Raw genomic sequence first — 21,884 nt, 5'->3', positions numbered from 1 at the left:
CTGGGCGTCGCCTCCGCCTGGAAAACTCTCCAAAGCGTGTGAATCTGTTAGTGCGAACGCAGGGACCCATAACCACCGATGTTCGCCGTGACGCCGGGCTGTGGCTACATCACCACCCAACATGTGCGCAGTTGTGGTTATGGGTCCCGGCTCGCGCTTCGCTTGGCCGGGACGACGGATACACTGCTCGCGCCTCGGGACTTTCGATGGACGCACGCGACTTCATCAAGATCGGCATGAGCGCCGAGCGAACGCTGGTCGTGCCGGCGGAGCGCACGGTCGGCCATTTCGTACAGGGCATGCCGATGGTCTATGCGACGCCGATGATGATCCTGGAAATGGAGCTTGCGTCCAGCGACGCCATCCCGGGCCATCTTCAGCCGGGCTGGATCACGGTCGGAACCGAAGTCGATATCCGTCATCTCGGTGCGTCGCTGGTCGGCGCGACGGTGCGCGTGACGGGAAAGGTGGTCGCCGTCGAGCGCCGCGTGATCCGCTTCGAGGTCGAGGCCTTCGAGGGCGAGCGCAGGATCGGCGACGGCCGCCACGCCCGCGGCCTCGTCAACGCCGACAGTTTTACGAAGCGGCTTGCGGGGAAGTAGTCGCTACTTCGCCAGTTCCTTCGACCGCCTGGTCGCTGCGGCGATGGCGCGGATCATCAGCGGCTGCATTCCGTCCTTGGCCATCAGCACGTCCAGTGCCGCCGCGGTGGTGCCGCCCGGCGAGGTGACGTTCTGCCGCAGCGTGGCCGAGGGCAGGTCGGATCGATGCAGCAATTCGCCAGAGCCCGCGACGGTTTCGCGCGCGAGCCGGGTCGCAAGCTCCGCCGGCAGGCCGGCCTCGACGCCGGCGCGGGCGAGCTCTTCGGCGAGCAGGAACACATAGGCCGGGCCGGAGCCGGACACCGCGGTCACCGCATCCATCAGCGCTTCGTCGTCGACCCACTCGACCGAGCCGGTGGCGCGCAGCAGGGCGTCGGCGGTGGCACGTTGCGCGGCGCTGACATTCTTCGCAGGGACGGCCACGGTGATGCCGCGGCCGATCGCGGCCGGCGTGTTTGGCATGGCGCGAACCACCATGCCGCCGCAGACTCTCGCAAGCGCCGCGATCGTCGTGCCGGCCATGATCGAGACCACGAGCGTCGACGGTCCAACCATGGATTTCAGCGCCGGTCCGGCATCGGGAAACGTCTGCGGCTTCACCGCCACCACCAGCGTGTCGGCGGTACCGGCGTCCTTCGGGTTGATGCGGACGCCCTTGCCGGCGAGCGCCTTGATTTCGTCGGATGGGAAGGGTTCGACCACGATCACGCTGCTGGCGTCGAGGCCGCCCGCCAGCCATCCCGTCAGCATGGCGCCGCCCATCTTGCCGGCGCCGGCGAGCGCGATGGTGCCCTGGAGGTTTTGAAGTGCGTTGGTATTCACGGTCTCACCATGAATTCTGGCGTCGTCCCTGCGAACGCAGGGACCCATAACCACTGGCGGTTTTAGTGAAGCTCAGAAGGGGCCACAAGCGGTTTGCTTGAGCCCAGAGCTCGCGGGCTATGGGTCATCGTGTGCGAAGAACCGCAGCGAACTGACTTAGGCCTCGCCCTCGGTATCGAACATCGCGGCGCTCATGGCTTCAGTCGCGCTCTTGCCGGCCCAGACCACGAACTGGAACGCGGGGAAGTAGCGCTCGCAGGCGTCGAGGGCGCCGCCCAGCATGACCTCGCATTGCGCGGCCGACGCGGTCAGCCCGCCCGGCAGCACCAGCGCCTGCCGGTACATGATCATGCCGGTGTGGTTCCAGATGTCGAAATGGCCGACCCACAATTGCTCGTTGATCGCGGCGATCAGCCGCTGCACTTCCGGACGGCGCGCCGGCGGAATCTTCATGTCGAAGGCGGAGGCCAGGTGCAGCGCCTCGATCTCCGGCATCCAGGTGAAGGAAAGCTGGTAGTCGGTCCAGCTCCCCCTGGAGACAATGGTGACTTCGTCTTCACCGGAGCGCTCGAACGCCCAGTTGTTGCTGTCGGCAATGTCCTCGACCACCGCCAGCGGGTTGTTCCGGGATTCAATTATGCCTTCGAGGAGGGACATGCCGGCTCGACCTTGTTTTTGGATTCTCTTGATACGCAAGCGGAGCACGGCGCGTGTCGAACTCAGGGAGCTACGCCGACTGCAACTCCCCGGTCGCTGATCATTCCGGGGTCTGCCGGGCTCAAGTGATGTGATTTGCGGAATCCGTGCAACTCACCCCTGAGTCCGTCCACAGGCCAAAGCGACGTCGTCCACAGCAGATCGCGGCCACAGTTAGCAATGGGAGAACAAAACAGAATCAGATTCGAACACTTCGGCGGCCGGCGCCGGGCAAATTGGCCTGCTTCGCCACAAAAGTTAACGGATGGTTGGTTAATGGATAGTTAATTTCCTGGAACGCGCCGCCTTCGCGTTCCGGCCGCGGGGCAATAACGCCCCCTACTTGTCGCGCGCGGCCAATGGACACGCCTCGATCTCGGTTCCGAGCCAGGCGCCCTCGATCTCGACGCAGGGCCTCGATGGATCAATGCGAAGGCCATAGCGCTCAAGCAGATGTTCGCGGACCGGCTTGCCGCGCGTGTGCAACTCCCAAATGCCGCCCGGCAGTGGCGATTTCAGGGCGGCGCGGATGCGGCGGTCGAACACGCCGCCGGGCATGACGGGCACGCCGATGTCGGCGAGCTGGAAGAACCGCGACTGCGACGGCAGTCGCGGTGCGATGTAAGCGAGCGGCTTGTCGATCACCAGATAGTCCGCGGCCTGGTGGAGCTCTCGGGGAATCACGGGATTGTATGGATTGGACCAGGGACGGCGGAACCAGTCTCCCGGCTGCGACCATAATGCGATCAGCAGCGCCGTTGCCGCGATCGCACCATTCATGCGCAGCGACAGCGCACCCGCCGCGGACGATACCGGCGGGCTGGCGAAGCAACGAACCATCATCAGGACGATCAGCGGCGCACAGAGCAGCTCCAGCACGACCGCGTAGCGTTGAATTGCAAATACTGCGAGCCATGCCGCATAGGAGACGATGAAGAACAGCAGGAACTGCACGTCGCGCTGCGTGACGATCGTAACGCGGCTCACGATCGTCCTGCCGATGCCGGCCAGGATGAGCAGCGCCGCCACCGCGAACCGCGCGTCGCGAAATGGATATTCCGAACTCCTGTTGTCGCCGATCAGCCAGTAGAAGGGATAGGCGAGTGCGTCGAGATATCCTTTCGGCATGAACTGCCAGTCCATGATGTTCATCGGCATCACTTCAGGCGACTGAAATACTGCGTTGAACAGCGGGAATATGGGATTGCCCATCTCGCGCCAGAGCATCAGCCCCCACGCACCGCCTGTCGCCAGCGCACCGGTGGCACCGCCAAGGCCGAGGCACAGCGTGGCCAGCAGCGGCCGGCCCGCGGCAAGCACGGCGGCGGCTGCGCCCAGCGCATAGACGGCGTTGGTCAGCTTCAGCCCGACGGCGGCGCCAATCAAAAGCCCGGCGAGCGCGTAGCGTCCGGGACGCGATCCATCCGCTGAAAGGATCAGGATGCAGCCTGCGATCACCGGCAGCGCGGTGAGGATGTCGGAGAAGCTGGTGCCGACTTCCGAAAGCGTCATCGGCCCGACCGCGGCAATCAGGATCGATGCCCCGATCGCGCTTGTCGTCGCCACTTCCCGCAGCAGCACTCGGATCAGAAAATAGATCAGCAGCAGATTGAGGCCGTGCACCGCGCCGATGATCATCAGCCCGTAGGGCAGCGGCAGCAGATGGCGCAGATAGTAGACCGGAAAATAGACTGTCGGATTGAAATAGGTCTGGAAGCCGGGCGGCAGGGCATCGATGCCGTAGCGATCGGTGAGCACGGCCCAGACATTGTACTCGTGGTAGTTCTGCCAATCCCAGTTGACGTCCTCGCCGACGAACCAGGTGTAGACAGCGCCGGCCAGCAGCGAACTGATCGCGATGGCGATCGGCACCAGAATGTCGGTTTGAAAAATTGGCATCGGCCCGGCCCGGTCCGCGGGCCGTCCCGTATCCGTGCCGGCAACGTCAGCGGCGTTTGTCACGCATGCTCCATGTGTCGCCCGGGCGATCTGGAGTTGGGCAACAGCCACCTCTAGGCGGGTGGCTTTAAGGATTCGTGAAGTTTTCGGCCTGCATCGATGCGCCGCAGGCCGTTCGCGCATGGCGCGTTAACGTTTCTCACTCCGGCTTCAGGCCGCCCGCGCGAACCACCTTCGCCCACTTCTCGGTTTCATCGGCGATCAGCCGGCCGAAATCGGCGGGCGAGCCCGGCATCGGATCGCCGCCGATCGCCGCAAGCCGCGCCTTCATGGTGGAGTCGGCGATCGCCGCGTTGATTTCCTTGTTGAGCTTGTCGACGATTTCCGCCGGCGTGTTCTTCGGTGCGGCGAAGCCGTACCACTGGCTCGCTTCATAGCCCGCCACGACGTCGCCGACGGTCGGAACCTCCGGCAGTTCCGCCATCCGCGTCGCCGTGGTCACCGCGAGTGCGCGCAGCTTGCCGGTCTTGATGTGATCGGCGGTGCCGGGCGCGGCGGCAAACAGGACCTGCACCTGACCGCCGATCAGGTCGGTCATCGCCGGTCCCTGGCCGCGATAGGGCACGTGCACCATGTCCACCCCGGTCATCATCTTGAACAGCTCGCCCGCCATATGCGGCGCGCTGCCGCTGCCGGCCGACGCCATGTTGACCTTGCCGGGATTGGCTTTGGCGTAGGCGATGAATCCGGCCAGCGTCTGCGCGGGCACCGAGGGGTGAACCAGCACCACCATCGGCACGCGGATGACGCCGGCGACCGGCGCGATATCGCGGACGAAATTGAAGCTGAGCTTTTCGTAGAGCGACGCATTCACCGCGTTCGGCACCGTCGCCAGCAACAGCGTGTAGCCGTCCGCCGCCGCGTTCACGACCGCCTCGGTGCCGATGTTGCCGCCGGCGCCGGTCCGGTTCTCGACGACAAAGGGTTGCCCGAGATGGTCGGCGAGCCACTGGCCGATCAGGCGCGCGGTGATGTCGACGCCGCCGCCGGCGGCGAAGCCGGCAACGATCCTGGTCGGCCGTGTCGGGTAATCGAGCGCGAATGCCAGCCGCGGCAGGACCGGCGCAGCGATCAGCGCGCCGGTGAGCTTGAGAAAGTGGCGGCGAAGAATGTTCATCTCGCGCGTCCCCCTGTTTCGCGGAAACCTATCCTAATTGTCGCGGCCTGTAAGGTCGCGCTCGTCACGCCCTGTCGCGGCGGCATGGGGACATGCCGATTCCCAATGCCAAAGACGCTTGCTGACGGCCCGGCCTTGGTCATATTCTTGAGCAGGTCGTCCATTCCGGGCGGCCGATGTTCTCAGGGCGGGGTGAAAATCCCCACCGGCGGTAAGGGTGACGTAGCCCAAGCCCGCGAGCGCCTTCTTCTCTCCCGAGTGGAAGGGTCAGCAGATTCGGTGTGAATCCGAAGCCGACGGTTACAGTCCGGATGAAAGAGAACGGTTTGCGGTGGCCTCGCACGTTCGCGTGCAGGCCGACGTCGTTCCGTGTGCCCTGATTCTGGTCCTGAAAGAGGAAAGCCATGAATCAGACGTTGCTAGAACCCGAAGTCCAATCCCAACCCGAAACCTTCGAACCGAGTGGCGCTCCCGACGTGCCCGAACGGCCGCCGGCGCCGGTGCATCCGCGTTTCGTCAAGCCGCAGCGCGTCGCCTTCGTGCAGTCGTCGTGGCACCGCGACGTCGTCGAGGAATGCCGCATCGCATTCCTTGAAGAGATCGAGGCGCGCCATATCACGCGCGCGCAGGTCGATCTGTTCGAGGTGCCGGGCTCGTTCGAGATCCCGCTGCATGCGCAACTGCTCGCCAAGACGCGCCGTTATACTGCGATCGTCGCCGCGGGCCTCGTGGTCGACGGCGGCATCTACCGCCACGAATTCGTCGCCGACACCGTGATCAAGGCGCTGATGGACGTGCAGCTCAAGACCGAGGTGCCGATATTCTCCGCGGTGCTGACGCCGCAGCAATTCCATGACAGCGAGGTGCATCACGATTTCTTCCGCAAGCATTTCGTGATCAAGGGCATCGAGGTGGCGGAGGCCTGTGCCAACACGCTACACAGTCTCGAACGCTTGCGCGGGCAGGTAGCCGCGGGAATCGTGTAGGATCATCGCGATTTCGAACGAAAACGCGTCAAGGATGAATTCGCGGTCCGGCATGACCGGGCCGCGGGCCGAAGCTACGATCGGCTGATTGTCAATTCCCCCGCCGCGTCTATAAACTCGGCGGTGGGAGGAGGCACGTCCGTGGAGACGGACGGCCGAGACGGTCATGTTCGAAGGACACGATCCCTATCTCGTCGCGCTCTCGGTGGCGATCGCGATTCTGGGAGGTTACACCGGCTTCGGCCTCGCCGCGCGCATCCGCGGGACGCCGGACGCCGGTCATCGCGTGCTGCTCGCCGGCGCGGCATTCTTCCTCGCCATCGGCATCTGGACCATGCATTTCGTCGGCATGCTGGCGGCGCCACTGCCGGCGGGCACCGCCTATCTCGTGCTGCCGACCATCATCTCGTTCCTGATCTGCGCGCTGGTCGTGGGTATTTCGCTGTTCTTCGTCAGCATCGGCGAGCCGTCGATGCTGCGCATCGTTTCTTCAGCCGTGCTGCTCGGGGTCGGCATCGCCAGCATGCACTATGTCGGCATGCATGGATTGTCCGGCAATTTCACCATGACGCATGATTTGGGCATGGTCGCGCTGTCGGTCCTGATTGCGATCGCCACGGCCTATGGCGGCCTGCGTGCATTCCTGGCCCGGCAGGGCGGCGTGCAGCTTGCATTGAGCGCGGTCGCCTACGGCTTCGCGGTATCGGGCATGCACTACACGGCGATGGCCGGCATGCACCTGGTTCCACCCTCGCAAGGATCGCATCACCACATCGAAGGCCTGACTGCGTCGTCGCAGATCCTCTCGCTGGTCGTGGCGTTGCTCTGCTTCGTGATTGCCGCGGGCTTCCTGTTGTCGCTGGTGCCTGATACGCGCAAGAAGGCGGCGGCACAGACAGATGACGTTGCCGCTTTTTCCGAGGCGCTGGTCTCCGAGACCGCGGTCGCATCCGCGACCGCCCCGCCACAAGAATCAAGTGTTGCCCCGATCAGCCCGGCGCTGCGGCCGGGGCCGCTCGGCGGTATTGGCCAACCGCCGCGAGCCCCGGTGCCACGGCTTCCGGTCGAAGGCGCCGACGGCACCCATTTCATCGACGCCGCCGACATCCGCAGTGTCCGGGCCGATGCCCATTACACCAAGGTGCATGACGGAACCCGGGAGCGGATGTGCCCGTGGTCGATCTCCGAGGCCGAAGCCCAGCTTGACCCCGGTTTGTTCATCCGGGTGCACCGCAGCCACATCGTGGCGATGGCGCATGTCACCTTCGTCCGCAAGGAGGGCGATGGCGCCATCGTCGAACTCGACGGCCCATCGCCGCACCGGGTGCCGGTGAGCCGGGCCAGGATCGCCGAGGTGAAGGCACGGCTCGGGCTGGCGCGACGGCATGCCTAGGCCGCTGATCCGCCCGTTAGGTCGCGCTGGCTGACGCATTTCGTGCGCGGTAATCCGCATTTCGTGCGAATTTCCTCGCTCTGTGCTGCCGTGATTGCCTCGAAAAAAGTGAGGAGACACCGTCGCTTCCAACGTCCGCGCCCTCTCGGCGCCAAAGGACGAGTTGGAGGAAACGATGATCCCTGGCCCATTCAGCTACCACCGGCCGGCGACCGTGGCCGACGCGGTGAAACTGCTCGCCAACCTGGGGGACGAGGCCCGGCCGCTGGCCGGCGGTCACAGCCTGGTTCCCATGATGAAACTCAGGCTGGCTACGCCCGAGCACCTGATCGACCTGCACGGCATTGCCGACCTCAAGGGCATCCGCCGCGACGGCAATAATATCGTGATCGGCGCCATGACCACCCAGCACGACCTGCTGGCGTCGGAGGAGATCGCCAGGTCGGTTCCCATTCTGCACGAAACGGCGCTTTTGATCGCCGATCCCCAGGTCCGCTACCGCGGCACCATCGGTGGCAACGTCGCCAATGGCGATCCCGGCAACGACATGCCGGCGCTGATGATCACGCTGGGGGCGAGCTATCGCCTCGAGGGCAATGCTGGCGGACGCGACGTCGCGGCATCGGAATTCTACCAGGGCGCCTATTTCACCGCGCTCGAGCCGGGTGAACTGCTGACCGCGGTCACCATCCCGGTCCCGCCGGCCGGTCACGGCTACGCCTACGAAAAGCTCAAGCGGAAGGTGGGCGACTACGCCACGGCTGCCGCCGCGGTGGTGCTCACGATGGCGGGCGGCAAGGTCGCGACCTGCCAGATCGGCCTGACCAACCTTGCCGAAACGCCGTTGCTGGCCGACGCGGCTGCGCAAGCCGTGATCGGCAGCAGCCTCGATCAGGCCACGCTGAAGAACGCCGCCGCTGCGGCCGAAGCGATCATGGCGCCGGCCGCAGATGCCCGTGGCCCTGTCGAATACCGCAAGCATGTCGGCGGCATCATGGTGATGCGCGCGTTGCAGCGCGCCGCCGAGCGCACTCGTTAAGGGGGAGACAACATGGCAAAAACCCACATCACCATGAAGGTGAACGGCGCCGAGGTCGAAGGCCTCGCCGAGCCGCGCACGCTTTTGGTGCACTTCATCCGCGAAAACCTGCAGATGACGGGCACCCATATCGGCTGCGAAACCACCCATTGCGGCGCCTGCACCGTCGATATCGACGGCATGTCGGTGAAGTCCTGCACCATGTTCGCGGTGCAGGCCAACGGCTCCGACATCACCACCATCGAAGGCATGGCCAATGCCGACGGCTCGCTGTCGGCGCTGCAGGAAGGCTTTCGGATGATGCACGGGCTGCAATGCGGCTTCTGCACGCCTGGCATGATCCTGCGCGCGCATCGCCTCCTGAAGGAGAATCCGTCGCCCAGCGAGCAGGAAATCCGGATGGGCATATCCGGCAATATCTGCCGCTGCACCGGCTACCAGAACATCGTCAAGGCGATCCAGTACGCCGCCGCCAAGATCAATGGCGTCGAATTCCAGGAGGCCGCGGAATGAACGACATGACTCCCACGCGGGAACAACGCACCGCCGCACTCGAGGGCATGGGCTGCAAGCGCAAGCGGGTGGAAGATATCCGCTTCACGCAGGGCAGGGGCAATTACGTCGACGACGTCAAGCTGCCGGGCATGCTGCACGGCGACTTCGTCCGCTCGCCGCATGCCCATGCGCGCGTCAAGAAGATCGACGACACCGAGGCGCTGAAAGTGCCGGGCGTGCTCGCGGTGATCACGGCCGAGACGCTGAAGACGGTCAACCTCGCCTGGATGCCGACGCTTGCCGGCGACGTGCAGATGGTGCTGGCCGACGGCAAGGTGCTGTTCCAGAATCAGGAAGTCGCCTTCGTCGTCGCGACCGACCGCTACGCGGCCGACGACGGCATCAACAAGGTGGTGGTCGAATACGAGCAGCTCACCCCGCTGATCGATCCGTTCAAGGCGATGGACAAGGATGCGCCGGTGCTGCGCGAGGACCTCGCCGGCAAGATGACCGGTGCGCACGGACCGCGCAAACATCACAACCACATCTTCGAATGGACCGTCGGCGACAGGGAACTGACCGACGCGGCCTTCAACAAGGCCGAGGTGACGATCAAGGAGATGATCTCCTATCACCGCACCCATCCGTCGCCGCTGGAAACCTGCCAGTGCGTCTGCTCCTTCGACAAGATCAAGGGCGAGCTGACGATCTATGGCACCTTCCAGGCCCCGCACGTGATCCGCACCGTCGTGTCGCTGATTGCAAAATTGCCTGAGCAGAAGATCCACGTGATCGCGCCTGACATCGGCGGCGGATTCGGCAACAAGGTCGGCGCCTATCCCGGCTACATCTGCGCGGCGGTGGCCTCGATCGTCACCGGCAAGCCGGTGAAATGGGTCGAGGATCGCATCGAGAACCTGACCGCGACCTCGTTCGCGCGCGACTATCATATGACGACCGAAATCGCCGCGACCAGGGAAGGCAAGGTCACGGGCCTGCGCGTCCATGTGCTGGCCGACCACGGCGCGTTCGATGCCTGCGCCGACCCGTCGAAATGGCCGGCCGGCTTCTTCAACATCGTCACCGGGTCGTACGATTTTCCGACCGCGCATCTGGCAGTGGACGGCATCTACACCAACAAGGCGCCGGGCGGCGTCGCCTATCGCTGTTCGTTCCGCGTCACCGAGGCAGCCTATTGCATCGAACGTGGGATGGACATCCTGGCCCAGAAGCTCGGGATGGATCCGGCGGAACTTCGGATGAAGAACTTCATCAAGCCGGAGCAATTCCCGTATCACTCTGCGCTCGGCTGGGAATATGATTCCGGCGACTACGCCACCGCCATGAAGAAGGCGATGGAGAGCGTGAAATACGCCGAACTCCGCAAGGAGCAGGCGACGTTGCGCGAAGCGTTCAGGCGCGGCGAGACCCGCGAGATCATGGGTATCGGCGTCTCGTTCTTTACCGAGATCGTCGGCGCCGGCCCGTCGAAGAACTGCGACATCCTCGGCATCGCGATGTTCGATTCCTGCGAGATCCGCATGCATCCGACCGGTGCGGGTATCGCGCGGATGGGCACCAAGAGCCAGGGCCAGGGACACGAGACCACCTGGGCGCAGATCATCGCCACCGAGATCGGCATTCCCGCCGACAACATCATGGTGGAAGAGGGCAACACCGATACCGCGCCCTACGGGCTCGGCACCTACGGTTCGCGCTCGACGCCGGTCGCCGGTGCCGCGATCGCGATGGCGGCGCGCAAGATCAGGGCCAAGGCGCAGATGATCGCGGCCTACAAGCTCGAGGTTCACGAAGACGACCTCGAATGGGATATCGACGGCTTCCGCGTCAAGGGCCTGCCCGAGAAAACCATGTCGATGAAGGACATCTGCTGGGCAGCCTACAATTCGGTTCCTCCCGGCATGGAGCCGGGGCTGGAGGCGGTGAGCTACTACGATCCGCCCAACATGACCTATCCGTTCGGCGCCTATATCTGCGTGATGAATATCGACGTCGATACCGGGGTCTACAAGGTCAGGCGCTTCTACGCGCTGGACGATTGCGGCACCCGCATCAACCCGATGATCATCGAGGGACAGGTGCATGGTGGCCTGACCGAGGCCTTCGCGATCGCGATGGGGCAGGAGATCCGCTACGATGCCGACGGCAACGTCGTCACCGGCTCGTTCATGGATTTCTTCATGCCGACCGCGGTCGAGACCCCGCATTGGGAAACCGACTTCACGGTCACGCCGTCGCCGCATCACCCGATCGGCGCCAAGGGTGTCGGCGAAAGCCCGAACGTCGGCGGCGTGCCGGCGTTCTCCAACGCGGTCAACGATGCCTTCTCGTTCCTTGGCTCGACCCATATCCAGATGCCGCATGACTTCTGGCGCAACTGGAAGGCAGCAAAGGATCTGGGCGCGGTGGCTTAGTGTCTTTAGCAGTCCTCGTCATTCCGGGGCGATGCGCAGCATCGAACTATGGTGCGCAATTGCGCACCGGAGAATCTCGAGATTCCGGGTCTGGTCCTTCGGACCATCCCGGAATGACGGAAACTGGAACATGAAAGATCGCAAGGAGATCGCGGAACGGTTGGCCGCGTCGGGCTATATTGCCGACGCGGAACTTGCGACCGCGGTCTCGCTGATGCTGATGCTGAAGCGCCCGCTGCTGCTCGAAGGCGAGGCGGGCGTCGGCAAGACCGAAGTCGCCAAGGCGTTGGCCGCGGTGCACGCGACCGAACTGATCCGCCTGCAATGTTACGAGGGTCTGGATCAATCCGCGGCGCTCTATGAATGGAACTACCAGCGCCAATTGCTGTCGATCCAGGCGCATCGCGGCGATGAAGCTGACGCTGTCGAGGATCAGATCTTCTCGGAGAAGTACCTGCTGGAGCGGCCGCTGCTGGCCGCCATCCGGCGCGACAAGCCGCCGGTGCTCCTGATCGACGAGATCGACCGGGCGGACGACGAGTTCGAGGCGTTCCTGCTCGAGCTGTTGTCGGACTTCCAGGTCTCGATCCCCGAACTCGGCACGATCAGGGCGACCGCGATCCCGCACGTGGTGCTGACCTCGAACGGCACCCGCGAACTCTCCGACGCGCTGCGCCGCCGCTGCCTCTATCATTATGTCGATTACCCCGATGTCGATCGCGAAGCGCGCATCATCATGGCGCGGATCGACGGCGCCGGCGCCTCGCTCGCGCTGCAGATCGCGCGCATGGTCGAGGGCGTTCGCAAGGAGGAACTGCGCAAGGTGCCGGGCGTTGCCGAGACGCTGGATTGGGCGGCGGCCCTGGTCGGGCTCGACGTCCGCGATCTCCATGACGCGCCCGAAACCGTGCACGAGACCCTGATGTGCCTGCTCAAGACGAAGGAGGACACCGCGCGGGTGACGCGCGAGGTGACCGGGCGTCTGCTCGGGAGAGTCGCATGAGCTGTTGCGGCAGCAATCCCGGCTACGACGAACTCGACGAGGTCTCTCGCCTGGTTTCGGCAAGACTGGCGGCGTTTCTCAGGACGTTGCGTGACAATGGATTTGCCGTCGGGCTGCGCGAAGGGCAGGACGCCGCCTCGCTGATGACGGCCGGCTATGCGCGGACCCCGTCGCTCCTGCGCTCAGCGTTCAAGCACCTGTTCTCCGCGCGAAAATCGGACTGGGAAAGATTCGACGGCCTGTTCGATGCGTTCTGGCTCGGCAGGCGCGCGCGGTCGCGATCCCTGACGATGGGCTCGGCAAAGGCGGCCAACAATCCATCGCTGAAGAGTTTGCCCGGCCATCAACCTGAGCCGCGCGCGGGCGACGGTGCGATGGACCAGATTCCCTCTACGGACGGCGCCGATGACAACCGTAGCGGCGCCGAAGGACGCATGGAAGGCGCCTCGCGCGCCGACAATCTCGCCGAGGTGGATTTCCGCAAGCTTGCCGATCCCGCACAGATCGAGGAAGCCCATGCCGCCGCGGCCCGGTTGGCGCGCGCGATGCGCACGCGGCTGACCCGGCGCGACCAGGCGCGGCGGCGCGGCTACCGGCTCGACCTGCGCCGAACCATTCACGGCAATATCAGCCATGGCGGTGTGCCGATCGAACTCGTCAGGCGCCAGCGCAAGGCAAAGCCGCTGCGGCTCGTCATGCTGCTCGATGCCTCGGGTTCGATGAGCATGTACACGGCCGTCTTCCTGCGCTTCATCCACGGCGTGCTGGACGAGTTTCGCGAGGCCGAGGCATTCCTGTTCCACACAAGGCTGGCGTATGTCTCCGACGCCATGAAGGAAAAGGACGCGGCACGCGCGCTCGACCGCCTCTCGATCATGGCGCAGGGCGCTGGCGGCGGCACCAGGATCGGCGAAAGCCTGCAGACCTTCAATCGCTGGCACGCGGCGCGCGTCATCCATTCACGCACCGTCGTGATGATCGTGTCTGACGGCTACGAGACCGGCGATGCCGCGCTGCTGGGCCGCGAAATGGCGGCGCTCGGTCGCCGCTGCCGCCGCATCGTCTGGCTCAACCCGATGATGGCGTGGGAGGGCTATGCGCCCGAGGCTGCCGGCATCAAGGCGGCGCTGCCGCATGTCGATCTCTACGCGCCGGCCAATACGCTCAAGAGTCTCGCGGCGCTCGAAACCTATTTGGCGAAACTGTAGATGGGCCGACCGATGGGCGCGCATGTCGAAGTGATGGATCTGGTCGCGCAGATGAAGTCCGCCGAGCAGCCGTTCGTGCTGGCGACGGTGGTGCGCACGGTATCGGTGACGGCGGCGAAAGCCGGCGCGAAGGCGATCATCCGCCCCGATGGCTCCATCGTCGCAGGCTGGATCGGCGGCGGCTGCGCGAAGGGCGCCGTGCTGAAAGCCGCGCGCGACGCGCTGCTCGACGGCGAGCCGCGCATGGTGTCGGTGCAGCCCGAAAATCTTCTCGCCGAGCTTGGCGTAAAACCCGGCGATGACCGCGAGGGCATCCGCTTCGCCAGCAACATGTGCCCGAGCAAGGGCACCATGGACATTTTCGTCGAGCCGATGCTGCCGCATCCATCGCTGGTGATCTTCGGCGCAAGCCCGGTCGCGATCTCGCTGGCCGAGCAGGCGCGCCAGCTCGGCTATCACGTCACGCTGGCGGCGCCGGCCGCCGATGTCGCCGCCGAGCCGAATGCCCATGTCATCGTCGACGGGTTCGCACTTCCTTACCTGAATGAAGCCCGGCGCTTCGTCGTGGTATCGACGCAAGGCAAGGGCGACGAGGCCGCGTTGCGGGCCGCGCTCGCCATCAAGGCCGAGTATCACGCCTTCGTCGGCAGCCGCCGCAAGATGGCGGCGCTGAGCGACAAGCTCGTGGCCGGCGGATCGGACGCCGCCGCGATCAAGCGCGTCAAGGCGCCGGCCGGGCTCGATCTCGGCGCCATCACGCCGGAGGAGATCGCGATGTCGATCCTCGCCGAAATCACCGTCGAGCGCCGGCGCAGCCAGCGTACGGCCAATCCCGTGGGGAGTAAGGACTGACCATGCAGATGAACGACAGCCAGCGCATCCCGGCCTCGCAGGAAAAGGTCTGGGCGGCGCTCAACGATCCCGAAATTCTGAAGCGGTGCATTCCGGGCTGTCAGTCCCTCGACATGTCCTCGCCGACCGAGATGACCGCAACCGTCGTCTTCAAGGTCGGCCCGGTGAAGGCGACCTTCGGCGGCAAGGTGACGTTGTCCGAGCTCGATCCGCCAAACAGCTACCGGATTTCGGGTGAGGGCTCCGGCGGCGTGGCGGGCTTCGCCAAAGGCGGCGCTGCGGTGCGTCTCGAAGCGGAAGGGCCTGACGTTACCGTGCTGCACTATGACGTCGAGGCGCAGATCGGCGGCAAGCTTGCGCAACTCGGCTCGCGGCTGATCGACTCCACGGCCAGGAAGCTGGCGGGCGAATTTTTTGCTTTGTTTGGCAAGGTTGTTGGCGGAGATACGGCGGCTGCGGCGGAAGCGGCGCCGAAAAGCTGGCTGGGCAAACTGACCGGTACGGCCTAGCAATCGTCGTTGCGCGGAGCGCTGGGGCGGCCGCGGCCACCGCACCTGTACCTGATGCGGCCGACGTGCCAGAATTCCCTTCAAGTGCTGCAAAGACCGGCTAAACCGGCATGCCGAACCGTGGAGGGAACGATGAGGCTCGCTGCGAACCTGTTCGCCGTGCTGTTCATGCTGCTGGCCGCGCAGGCGGGATCGGCGCAATCCAGTTATCCGAACCGGCCGGTCAAGATCCTGGTCGGCTTCACGCCCGGCACGGCGCCGGACCTTGCGGCGCGCATTCTTGCCGACCGGTTCGCTGAAGTCTGGAGCACGCCGTTCGTGGTCGAGAACGTGCCCGGCGCTGGCAGCAACATTGCCACCGAGCGCGTCGCCAGGTCTGCGCCGGATGGCTACACGCTGCTGATGGGTGGCAACTCGTCGCTCGTCATCAATCCCAGTCTTTATGAGCAGCTGCCGTTCGATCCGATCAAGGACTTCGCGCCGATCTCGCAGGTGTTCATCGCGGCGAACGTGCTCGCCGTTCCGCCCGAGGTGCCGGTCAAGTCGGTCGCGGAACTGGTAGCGCTCGCCAAGGCGCAGCCCGGCAAGCTCTCCTATGGCCATGCCGGTGTCGGCACGTCGCAGCATCTCGGCGCCGAATTGTTCAAGTACATGGCGCATGTCGATATCGCATCGGTGCCCTATCGCGGCACCACGGCGTTGATGCCGGACCTGCTCGCCAACCGCATCACGATGTCGTTCGCCAATATCGTGAACGTGCTGCCGCTGGCGCGCGAAGGAAAATTGCGCGCGCTGGCCATCACGTCGATCAAGCGATCGGTGCTTGCGCCCGACCTGCCGACCATGGCGGAATCCGGCTACCCCGGCTTCGAGGCCGTGCCGTGGTTCGGACTGGTCCTCCCGGCCGGCGCGCCAAAGGACGTGCAGAACAAATTGCACAACGAAACCGTCAAGACCCTGGCGATGCCGGAGGTGCGCAAGAAGTTCGACGAACTCGGGCTCGAACCGGTTGGCAACACGCCGGCCGAGTTTGCGGCGATCACCAAAAAAGAGACGCTCGAATGGGCGAAGGTGATCAAGGACGCCGGAATCAAGCTTGCCAACTGATCTGGATTGCAAGCGTTGCATGCGAGACCGCGGTGCAGCGCATCCAAATCCCGCTTGGTCTGCCTGCGCGTTCGGCTAAGCTGTCCCGCATCAGTTCACCACACAAGAGTGATCAAACATGATTGGGACGGATTCGTCGGATTGGCTCGGCCTGTCAGGCCGCGTGTGCGTCGTGACGGGTGGGGGCGGCGGGATCGGGCACGCCACGGCGATCAGCTTCGCCAAGGCCGGCGTCCGCGTCGCCGCCATCGATCTCGATGAACGCGGCCTCGAGGCAACGCGCACCGAACTCGGCAAGCTCGGCGCCGGCCATATCGTCGCGCGCTGCGATACGACCGATGTTGCGAGCGTCACCGCTGCGGCCGCGACCATCGAGAAATCGCTGGGACCATGCGGGGTGCTGGTCAATACCGCCGCCATCCTGCGTCCCGGCGCGCTCGACACATTGACGCTTGCCGAATGGAATACGGTTCTTTCCGTCAACCTGACCGGCTATTTCGTCTGCGCGCAGGCCTTCGGCAAACAGATGCGCACGCTCGGCCGCGGCAGCCTGGTTCACGTCGCCTCGATCGCCGGCAGCAACGCGCAGGGGCAGAGCGGCGCTTACAGCGTCAGCAAGGCCGGCGCGATCATGCTGTCGCGGCAGCTTGCCAACGAGTGGGGGCCGCACGGCATCCGCAGCAACGTCGTCAGCCCCGGCATGGTGATCACGCCGATGAGCCAGGCCTTCTACGACACGCCGGGGGTTACCGAGCGGCGTTCCGCCGTGGTGCCGCTGCGTCGGGTCGGCATGCCCCAGGATATGGCGGATGCGATCCTGTTCCTCGCCAGCGACCGCGCGGCCTACATCAATGGCGAGGAGATCATGGTCGACGGCGGCTACGCCAACATGCTGATGAACCTGGTGCCGCGGCCGGGATTTGAGTGAGGTGCGGTTTAAGCGACATGCCGTAGGGTGGGCGAAGCGGAAGCGTGCCCACCATTCAGGATCTGGCTCGTGGATGGATGGTGGGCACGGCGCATGGCGCCTTTGCCCACTCTTACGGCTCTGCCTTAGTCGAACAGGCTCGACACCGATTCTTCCGACGCGGTGCGGCTGATCGCTTCCGCGATCAGGGGCGCGATCGATAGCGTGCGGATATTGGCGGCCTTGTTGACCGCGTCCGTCGGCAGGATCGAGTCGGTGATGACAAGCTCTTTCAGTTTTGACGAGGCGACGCGCGCTGCGGCGCCGCCTGAGAGCACGCCGTGGCTGATATAGGCGTAGACTTCCTTGGCGCCGTTGGCGATCAGCGCGTCGGCGGCGTTCACCAGGGTGCCGCCGGAATCGACGATGTCGTCGATCAGGATGCAGGTGTAGCCGGCGCAGTCGCCGATCACGTTCATGACTTCGGATTCGCCGGCGCGCTCGCGGCGCTTGTCGATGATGGCGAGCGGCGTGTTGATGCGCTTGGCTAGCCCGCGCGCACGCACCACGCCGCCGACGTCGGGCGATACCACCATGACGTTGCCGAGGTCGAAGCGATCCTTGATATCGCGCACCATGACCGGCGAGGCGTAGAGATTGTCGGTCGGGATGTCGAAGAAACCCTGGATCTGGCCGGCGTGCAGATCGAGCGTCATCACGCGGTCAACGCCGGCGCGGGTGATCAGGTTGGCGACGAGCTTGGCCGAAATCGGCGAGCGCGAACCGACCTTACGGTCCTGCCGGGCGTAGCCGAAATAGGGGATCACGGCCGTGATGCGGCGCGCGGAGGCGCGGCGCAACGCATCGGTAATGATCAGGAGTTCCATCAGATGGTCGTTGGCCGGAAACGACGTCGACTGGACGATGTAGACGTCGGAGCCGCGGACGTTTTCCTGGATCTCGACGAAGATTTCCATGTCCGCGAACCGGCGGACCACGGCCTTTGTCAGCGGCAGGTGCAGCCAGTTCGCGATTTCCTGGGCCAGCGCGGGGTTGGAGTTGCCGGCGACCAGCTTGATCGAGCCGTTCTTGGCCGCCATTAATTCTTCTCCTCGCGCCTTGGATACGACGTTCAGCATGTCGAGTAATCCTCGGGAACCGGCGCTTTTGGTGAGCGAGGGAATATCAGGCGGGCGGCTCGGCTGGCAACCCGTTGGGGTCGTTTTCCCGGTCAAAAATCGGCCAATACGGGACTTTCCCGGGCCCTTTATTGGGCGCTGAAACCCAGTGCCGTGACGCCTGCCGCATCCTGGGCGGGTGTTGTTTCTCCCGCACTCGCGACGACCGGACCGCGGCGCTCGGGGATCGGCGCCGCATCCGGCGCGCCGTTAATCATACCCGAAAGACCGCTGAGGCCGGCCTGCGCGATCTTCCGCAAAACGAGATCGTCGGCAGCGGCCCATGCATCGCGGCCAGCCTTGCCGGCGGGCTCCTCGCCGGAAAGCCGCAGCGCACGCTGCTGGCCGTTGTCGTAGACGTCCCAGACCCAGGCGATCACGGTCTTGCCGCGCACCACCTGCGCCGAGAGGTAGCTGCGCACGCGGTAGGAGGCTCCGCCCTCGCGGGAGACGATCGACAGGTTGCGCAGTTTGGATTCGCTGTCGAGCACGCTGACCATGCGGTCGAACACCTGGGGCGGCGGACCGTCGATCGATTCGAACGTCACGGTCGGGCCACCGCCGGCGCTCGTTGCCATCGCGTACGAACCGCTGCCCGATGCCCCGCCACCCGCGCAGCCGCCGAGTGCGCAGGAAAAAACGGCAAGCAGCGCCGCCGCGATGATGGCGCGGGTTGCTTGCAGGCACGAGGCGGTCAGGGTGCTCGTCATGGTTCCCTGCGATATCGTTAAAATGTGTTAAGGTCTAGGGCAGGGGATGGACCGGCTCACCAAAAAGATTGCTGCGCACGCGTCCCGCTTCACCTTGTTGTTGCCAGAATTTCCGGACGGCGCAGGGATTTAACCATGCGAGCATTTGTTCTCGACGGCTACGGCGCGGTCACCGATCATGTCCGCCTTGTCGACATCGCGGATCCTGATCCGGGGGCCGATGACGTCCTGATCGAAATCCATGCCGCCAGCCTCAATCCGATCGACTTCAAGATCGTGCACGGCGACCTGAAGCGCGTCTCGAAATATCAATTGCCGCGTCCGTTCGGCTTCGATGCCAGTGGCATCGTGCTGTCGGTGGGGGCACGCGCTACCAGGTTCAAGCCGGGCGATGCCGTCTATGCGCGGGCGTCGCGCGAGACCATCGGCACCTTCGCCGAGAAGATTGCATTGCCGCAACAATTCGTGGCGCTGAAGCCCAACCTCGTCTCGCATGTGGGCGCGGCGGCGCTGCCGCTGGTCGGGCTGACCACGTTGCAGGGCTTTGCGCGCGTTAAGGCACGCGCCGGCCAGCGCATCCTGATCCATGCCGGCGCTGGCGGCATCGGCACGTTCGCGGTGCAGTACGCTGACCATCTCGGCCTTCACGTCACCACGACCACGAGTTCGAGGAATGCCGATTTCGTCAAATCGCTCGGTGCCGACAGGGTCATCGCCTACGATCGCGAAAACTATCTGGATGCGGGCGGCGATTACGACATCGTCTACGACACGCTCGGCGGCGCGTTCACCGTCGATGCCTTCAAGGTGGTGAAGCGGGGCGGTGCCGTGATTTCCCTGAGCGGTCCGCCCGATCGTGATTTCGCCCGGCGCGAGGGCGCGGGCTGGCTGGTCCGCGTCGCGGTCTGGCTGATGAGCCGCAAGGTCTATGCCGCCAGCGCGGAGGCCGGCGCCGCCTATTGCTGGTTCTTCACCGAGCCGAACGGCGATCAACTGCGCGAGATCGCCGAGCTTGTCGATCGCGGCGCGATCAAGCCGGTGATCGACCGTGAATTTCCCTTCGAGCAATTGCCGGCGGCGCTCGGTCACCTCGAAACGGGAAGGGCGCGAGGCAAGGTGGTGCTGAAGGTGAAGTAGCGCGCCTACTCGCTCGTCAGCGCGATCGCGTGGACGTGGCGGCCGTAGTCCGGCTCGTTCCGGTGCACCGAGCGGCGGTAGCTGTAGAAGCGCTCGTCGGAATAGGTGTCGACGCCGATATCGTCGATCATCAGGATGCCGGCGTTCTCCAGCCGCCTGCGGATGAAGCCGGCGAGATCGAACATCGAATGACCGGCGCGCACGGACGGAATGAAGAACACGCCGTTCTCGGCGTCTTCATCCATGAAGCGCTCGACCAGTTCGCCGCCGACTTCGTAGGAGTGCTGCCGGATCAGGGGACCGATCGCGGCAACGATACCGGTGCGGTCAGCGCCGAGCTTTTCCATGGCGTCGACAGTGGATTCCACGATGCCGGCCAGCGCGCCCTTCCAGCCGGCATGCGCGGCGCCAATCACGCGCGCGGCCGGATCGGCGAACAGGATCGGACCGCAATCGGCCGTGGTGACGCTGATCGCGATGCCCTCGGTGCGGGTGACGAGCGCGTCGGCGCGCGGCTTGTCGCCTAGCCAGGGGCCGGTCGCGACCACGGCATCCGGCGAATGGATCTGGTGCACGCTGAGAAGATGTTCGGGTGCCACGCCGATCTCTTCGGCCATGCGCCGGCGGTTCTCCGCAACATGGATCGGATCGTCATTCGAGCCGAGCCCGCCATTCAGGCCCTCATAGATTCCATGGGAGACGCCGCCCTCGCGGGTGAAGAAGGCGTGGCGCAGCCCGGGAATGGCTGCGAGCAGCGAGGATCCGAACGTCATGCTGTTTCGTCTCCGGCGTCCTGCGGTTCGTCGCTGAGGCCTGCGACCATGGTGAGTTCAGGTCTGGTCACCGCGAGCACCTTGAACATCGATCCCATGCTGCCGCGGCCGCTGTCGGTCAGGCGTTTCAGGCCTGCGGAAATATCGGCCGAAACTTCCGGCGTGGTTTTGGCCATCAGCGTAACGGCCCGCGTCTCGATGCCGAGCCGCCTGAGGAAATCGCCCTGCGTCACCGGGCCGTGAATGCGCGTGCCGACGTCTTCGGCTGCGCGCGCCAGCGCCTGGAAATCGACATGGGCGGTGACATCGGCCTGTCCGGGATTTTTCAGCGGATCGGCAAAGCTGTGGCGGGCGATCGCCTGGAAGGTATCGCCGGCATCGCTGCGCAGGTGACCGTAATCGATGATCAGCGCCGCGCCGTCCTGCTCGCGGATGCGTCGTGCGATCTTCATCATCTCGGTATCTGGCCGCCATTCGAACACGGCGCCAACGGGCGCGGCGCGCACCAGCGGCGGCAGCAGGACTTCGAAGCGCGGTATCGGGTCGTCGGCGACGGCGAACACCAGCTTGCCGCTGTCGTCGAGGCTGACAACGCGTTCGTGCCAGCCAGTCTCGCGCCTGACCACCTGATGGATCGGCAGGACGTCGAAATATTCGTTGGCGAGAATGACCGCCGGGCCCTCGGGCACGTCGTCGATGCTGTCATGCCAGGTGATGTTGGCGGCGCTCGACAGCGTCGCCCGCTGTTTCTCGCGCAGCACCGGATTGATCTCGACCAGATGGATCTGGATCGACTGATGGAGTGGCGGCAACACCCTGATGGCGCGGAGTGCGTCCGCCATCATGGTGCCGCGGCCGGGACCGAGCTCGACCAGCCGCAGCATCGGCGGCGAACCGATCGACTTCCACACCGAGGCCGTCCACAGGCCGAGCAGCTCGCCGAACATCTGGCTGAC

General features: G+C 64.9%; 21 protein-coding genes and 1 riboswitch. Of the genes, 13 read left to right on the top strand and 8 right to left on the bottom strand.

Going from position 1 to position 21,884, the window contains the following annotated elements:
- Nucleotides 1–206: 206 nt before the first annotated feature.
- Nucleotides 207–602: a thioesterase family protein gene (locus V7E26_RS20990; RefSeq protein ID WP_324419760.1), complete on the top strand. Its 396-nt coding sequence runs from the start codon at nucleotides 207–209 to the stop codon at nucleotides 600–602.
- 3 nt (nucleotides 603–605) lie between these two features.
- Here the strand turns inward: V7E26_RS20990 and proC are convergent, their stop codons facing one another.
- From proC to V7E26_RS20970, 4 genes are all read right to left on the bottom strand, one after another.
- Nucleotides 606–1,472, bottom strand: a complete 867-nt coding sequence (proC, locus tag V7E26_RS20985) for a pyrroline-5-carboxylate reductase (RefSeq protein WP_324419764.1) — start codon at nucleotides 1,470–1,472, stop codon at nucleotides 606–608.
- Nucleotides 1,473–1,580: 108 nt separating this feature from the next.
- Nucleotides 1,581–2,081 carry a YbjN domain-containing protein gene (locus V7E26_RS20980; RefSeq protein ID WP_324419758.1) on the bottom strand — a complete coding sequence of 167 codons (501 nt, stop codon included), beginning with the start codon at nucleotides 2,079–2,081 and terminating at the stop codon, nucleotides 1,581–1,583.
- A gap of 378 nt (nucleotides 2,082–2,459) precedes the next feature.
- Nucleotides 2,460–4,019, bottom strand: a complete 1,560-nt coding sequence (locus V7E26_RS20975) for a glycosyltransferase family 87 protein (protein ID WP_324419756.1) — start codon at nucleotides 4,017–4,019, stop codon at nucleotides 2,460–2,462.
- Between the two features lie 199 nt (nucleotides 4,020–4,218).
- On the bottom strand, nucleotides 4,219–5,196 hold the full coding sequence (locus tag V7E26_RS20970) for a Bug family tripartite tricarboxylate transporter substrate binding protein (protein ID WP_324419754.1): 978 nt from the start codon (nucleotides 5,194–5,196) through the stop codon (nucleotides 4,219–4,221).
- Nucleotides 5,197–5,370: 174 nt separating this feature from the next.
- Nucleotides 5,371–5,523, top strand: a riboswitch (FMN riboswitch).
- Nucleotides 5,524–5,600: 77 nt separating this feature from the next.
- On the opposite strand from V7E26_RS20970, the gene V7E26_RS20965 reads away from it, so the two are divergent.
- The 11 genes from V7E26_RS20965 to V7E26_RS20915 all read left to right on the top strand — a co-directional run bounded on the left by V7E26_RS20965 (nucleotide 5,601) and on the right by V7E26_RS20915 (nucleotide 17,151).
- Nucleotides 5,601–6,182, top strand: coding sequence for a 6,7-dimethyl-8-ribityllumazine synthase (locus tag V7E26_RS20965; protein ID WP_324419752.1), 582 nt, complete (start codon nucleotides 5,601–5,603; stop codon nucleotides 6,180–6,182).
- Between the two features lie 166 nt (nucleotides 6,183–6,348).
- Nucleotides 6,349–7,575 carry an MHYT domain-containing protein gene (locus tag V7E26_RS20960; protein WP_324419750.1) on the top strand — a complete coding sequence of 409 codons (1,227 nt, stop codon included), beginning with the start codon at nucleotides 6,349–6,351 and terminating at the stop codon, nucleotides 7,573–7,575.
- 175 nt (nucleotides 7,576–7,750) lie between these two features.
- Complete coding sequence (locus V7E26_RS20955) at nucleotides 7,751–8,614, top strand: FAD binding domain-containing protein (RefSeq protein ID WP_324419749.1); 864 nt, start codon at nucleotides 7,751–7,753, stop codon at nucleotides 8,612–8,614.
- A 12-nt stretch (nucleotides 8,615–8,626) separates the two neighbouring features.
- Nucleotides 8,627–9,127 (top strand): (2Fe-2S)-binding protein, encoded by a 501-nt coding sequence (locus tag V7E26_RS20950; protein ID WP_324419747.1) that lies wholly within the window; start codon nucleotides 8,627–8,629, stop codon nucleotides 9,125–9,127.
- Nucleotides 9,124–11,544: an aerobic carbon-monoxide dehydrogenase large subunit gene (locus V7E26_RS20945; RefSeq protein ID WP_324419746.1), complete on the top strand. Its 2,421-nt coding sequence runs from the start codon at nucleotides 9,124–9,126 to the stop codon at nucleotides 11,542–11,544. Before V7E26_RS20950 ends, V7E26_RS20945 begins: the two co-directional genes overlap by 4 nt.
- Nucleotides 11,545–11,674: 130 nt before the next feature.
- Entirely contained in the window at nucleotides 11,675–12,547 is an 873-nt protein-coding gene (locus tag V7E26_RS20940; RefSeq protein WP_324419744.1) for an AAA family ATPase, read from the top strand.
- Complete coding sequence (locus V7E26_RS20935; protein ID WP_324419741.1) at nucleotides 12,544–13,755, top strand: vWA domain-containing protein; 1,212 nt, start codon at nucleotides 12,544–12,546, stop codon at nucleotides 13,753–13,755. Before V7E26_RS20940 ends, V7E26_RS20935 begins: the two co-directional genes overlap by 4 nt.
- Before the next feature lie 12 nt (nucleotides 13,756–13,767).
- On the top strand, nucleotides 13,768–14,607 hold the full coding sequence (locus V7E26_RS20930) for an XdhC family protein (RefSeq protein WP_324419762.1): 840 nt from the start codon (nucleotides 13,768–13,770) through the stop codon (nucleotides 14,605–14,607).
- 2 nt (nucleotides 14,608–14,609) lie between these two features.
- A complete protein-coding gene (locus V7E26_RS20925; protein ID WP_324419739.1) occupies nucleotides 14,610–15,116 on the top strand; it encodes an SRPBCC family protein in 507 nt (168 codons plus the stop codon).
- Between the two features lie 132 nt (nucleotides 15,117–15,248).
- The gene (locus V7E26_RS20920) at nucleotides 15,249–16,223 is read left to right on the top strand and encodes a Bug family tripartite tricarboxylate transporter substrate binding protein (protein WP_324419738.1); all 975 of its coding nucleotides are present in this window, start codon (nucleotides 15,249–15,251) and stop codon (nucleotides 16,221–16,223) included.
- Nucleotides 16,224–16,341: 118 nt separating this feature from the next.
- Nucleotides 16,342–17,151 (top strand): SDR family NAD(P)-dependent oxidoreductase, encoded by an 810-nt coding sequence (locus V7E26_RS20915; RefSeq protein ID WP_324419736.1) that lies wholly within the window; start codon nucleotides 16,342–16,344, stop codon nucleotides 17,149–17,151.
- Nucleotides 17,152–17,276: 125 nt separating this feature from the next.
- Here V7E26_RS20915 and V7E26_RS20910 read toward each other — a convergent pair whose 3' ends face one another.
- Nucleotides 17,277–18,230, bottom strand: a complete 954-nt coding sequence (locus V7E26_RS20910) for a ribose-phosphate pyrophosphokinase (RefSeq protein ID WP_324419734.1) — start codon at nucleotides 18,228–18,230, stop codon at nucleotides 17,277–17,279.
- A gap of 167 nt (nucleotides 18,231–18,397) precedes the next feature.
- Nucleotides 18,398–19,018, bottom strand: a complete 621-nt coding sequence (locus V7E26_RS20905; RefSeq protein ID WP_324419732.1) for a hypothetical protein — start codon at nucleotides 19,016–19,018, stop codon at nucleotides 18,398–18,400.
- 135 nt (nucleotides 19,019–19,153) lie between these two features.
- On the opposite strand from V7E26_RS20905, the gene V7E26_RS20900 reads away from it, so the two are divergent.
- Complete coding sequence (locus V7E26_RS20900; protein ID WP_324419730.1) at nucleotides 19,154–20,155, top strand: NADP-dependent oxidoreductase; 1,002 nt, start codon at nucleotides 19,154–19,156, stop codon at nucleotides 20,153–20,155.
- A 5-nt stretch (nucleotides 20,156–20,160) separates the two neighbouring features.
- On the opposite strand, the gene pgeF is transcribed toward V7E26_RS20900, so the two are convergent.
- Together pgeF and V7E26_RS20890 are read right to left on the bottom strand one after the other, a co-directional pair.
- Nucleotides 20,161–20,928, bottom strand: coding sequence for a peptidoglycan editing factor PgeF (pgeF, locus tag V7E26_RS20895; protein ID WP_324419728.1), 768 nt, complete (start codon nucleotides 20,926–20,928; stop codon nucleotides 20,161–20,163).
- Nucleotides 20,925–21,884: class I SAM-dependent methyltransferase (locus V7E26_RS20890; RefSeq protein WP_324419726.1), on the bottom strand; the 960-nt coding region annotated here is incomplete at its 5' end. The genes V7E26_RS20890 and pgeF, both read right to left, overlap by 4 nt.

Source organism: Bradyrhizobium sp. (assembly GCF_036735945.1).
In the GTDB taxonomy this organism is placed as follows: Bacteria; Pseudomonadota; Alphaproteobacteria; order Rhizobiales; family Xanthobacteraceae; genus Bradyrhizobium.
The sequence above is the reverse complement of the archived record's forward strand: the minus strand, read 5'-3'. Positions and strand labels throughout refer to the sequence as shown.

Bases quoted from the DNA above. Each gene is read 5' to 3' on its own strand.
- V7E26_RS20955 (WP_324419749.1), top strand. From the start codon at position 7,751: ATGATCCCTGGCCCATTCAGCTACCACCGGCCGGCGACCGTGGCCGAC.
- V7E26_RS20935 (WP_324419741.1), top strand. From the start codon at position 12,544: ATGAGCTGTTGCGGCAGCAATCCCGGCTACGACGAACTCGACGAGGTC.
- V7E26_RS20900 (WP_324419730.1), top strand. From the start codon at position 19,154: ATGCGAGCATTTGTTCTCGACGGCTACGGCGCGGTCACCGATCATGTC.
- V7E26_RS20910 (WP_324419734.1), bottom strand. From the start codon at position 18,230: ATGGCGGCCAAGAACGGCTCGATCAAGCTGGTCGCCGGCAACTCCAAC.
- V7E26_RS20950 (WP_324419747.1), top strand. From the start codon at position 8,627: ATGGCAAAAACCCACATCACCATGAAGGTGAACGGCGCCGAGGTCGAA.
- V7E26_RS20965 (WP_324419752.1), top strand. From the start codon at position 5,601: ATGAATCAGACGTTGCTAGAACCCGAAGTCCAATCCCAACCCGAAACC.
- V7E26_RS20925 (WP_324419739.1), top strand. From the start codon at position 14,610: ATGCAGATGAACGACAGCCAGCGCATCCCGGCCTCGCAGGAAAAGGTC.
- V7E26_RS20930 (WP_324419762.1), top strand. From the start codon at position 13,768: ATGGGCGCGCATGTCGAAGTGATGGATCTGGTCGCGCAGATGAAGTCC.
- V7E26_RS20905 (WP_324419732.1), bottom strand. From the start codon at position 19,018: ATGACGAGCACCCTGACCGCCTCGTGCCTGCAAGCAACCCGCGCCATC.
- V7E26_RS20990 (WP_324419760.1), top strand. From the start codon at position 207: ATGGACGCACGCGACTTCATCAAGATCGGCATGAGCGCCGAGCGAACG.
- V7E26_RS20975 (WP_324419756.1), bottom strand. From the start codon at position 4,019: ATGCCAATTTTTCAAACCGACATTCTGGTGCCGATCGCCATCGCGATC.
- V7E26_RS20915 (WP_324419736.1), top strand. From the start codon at position 16,342: ATGATTGGGACGGATTCGTCGGATTGGCTCGGCCTGTCAGGCCGCGTG.
- V7E26_RS20920 (WP_324419738.1), top strand. From the start codon at position 15,249: ATGAGGCTCGCTGCGAACCTGTTCGCCGTGCTGTTCATGCTGCTGGCC.
- proC (WP_324419764.1), bottom strand. From the start codon at position 1,472: ATGGGTCCCTGCGTTCGCAGGGACGACGCCAGAATTCATGGTGAGACC.
- V7E26_RS20980 (WP_324419758.1), bottom strand. From the start codon at position 2,081: ATGTCCCTCCTCGAAGGCATAATTGAATCCCGGAACAACCCGCTGGCG.
- V7E26_RS20960 (WP_324419750.1), top strand. From the start codon at position 6,349: ATGTTCGAAGGACACGATCCCTATCTCGTCGCGCTCTCGGTGGCGATC.
- V7E26_RS20945 (WP_324419746.1), top strand. From the start codon at position 9,124: ATGAACGACATGACTCCCACGCGGGAACAACGCACCGCCGCACTCGAG.
- V7E26_RS20970 (WP_324419754.1), bottom strand. From the start codon at position 5,196: ATGAACATTCTTCGCCGCCACTTTCTCAAGCTCACCGGCGCGCTGATC.
- V7E26_RS20940 (WP_324419744.1), top strand. From the start codon at position 11,675: ATGAAAGATCGCAAGGAGATCGCGGAACGGTTGGCCGCGTCGGGCTAT.
- pgeF (WP_324419728.1), bottom strand. From the start codon at position 20,928: ATGACGTTCGGATCCTCGCTGCTCGCAGCCATTCCCGGGCTGCGCCAC.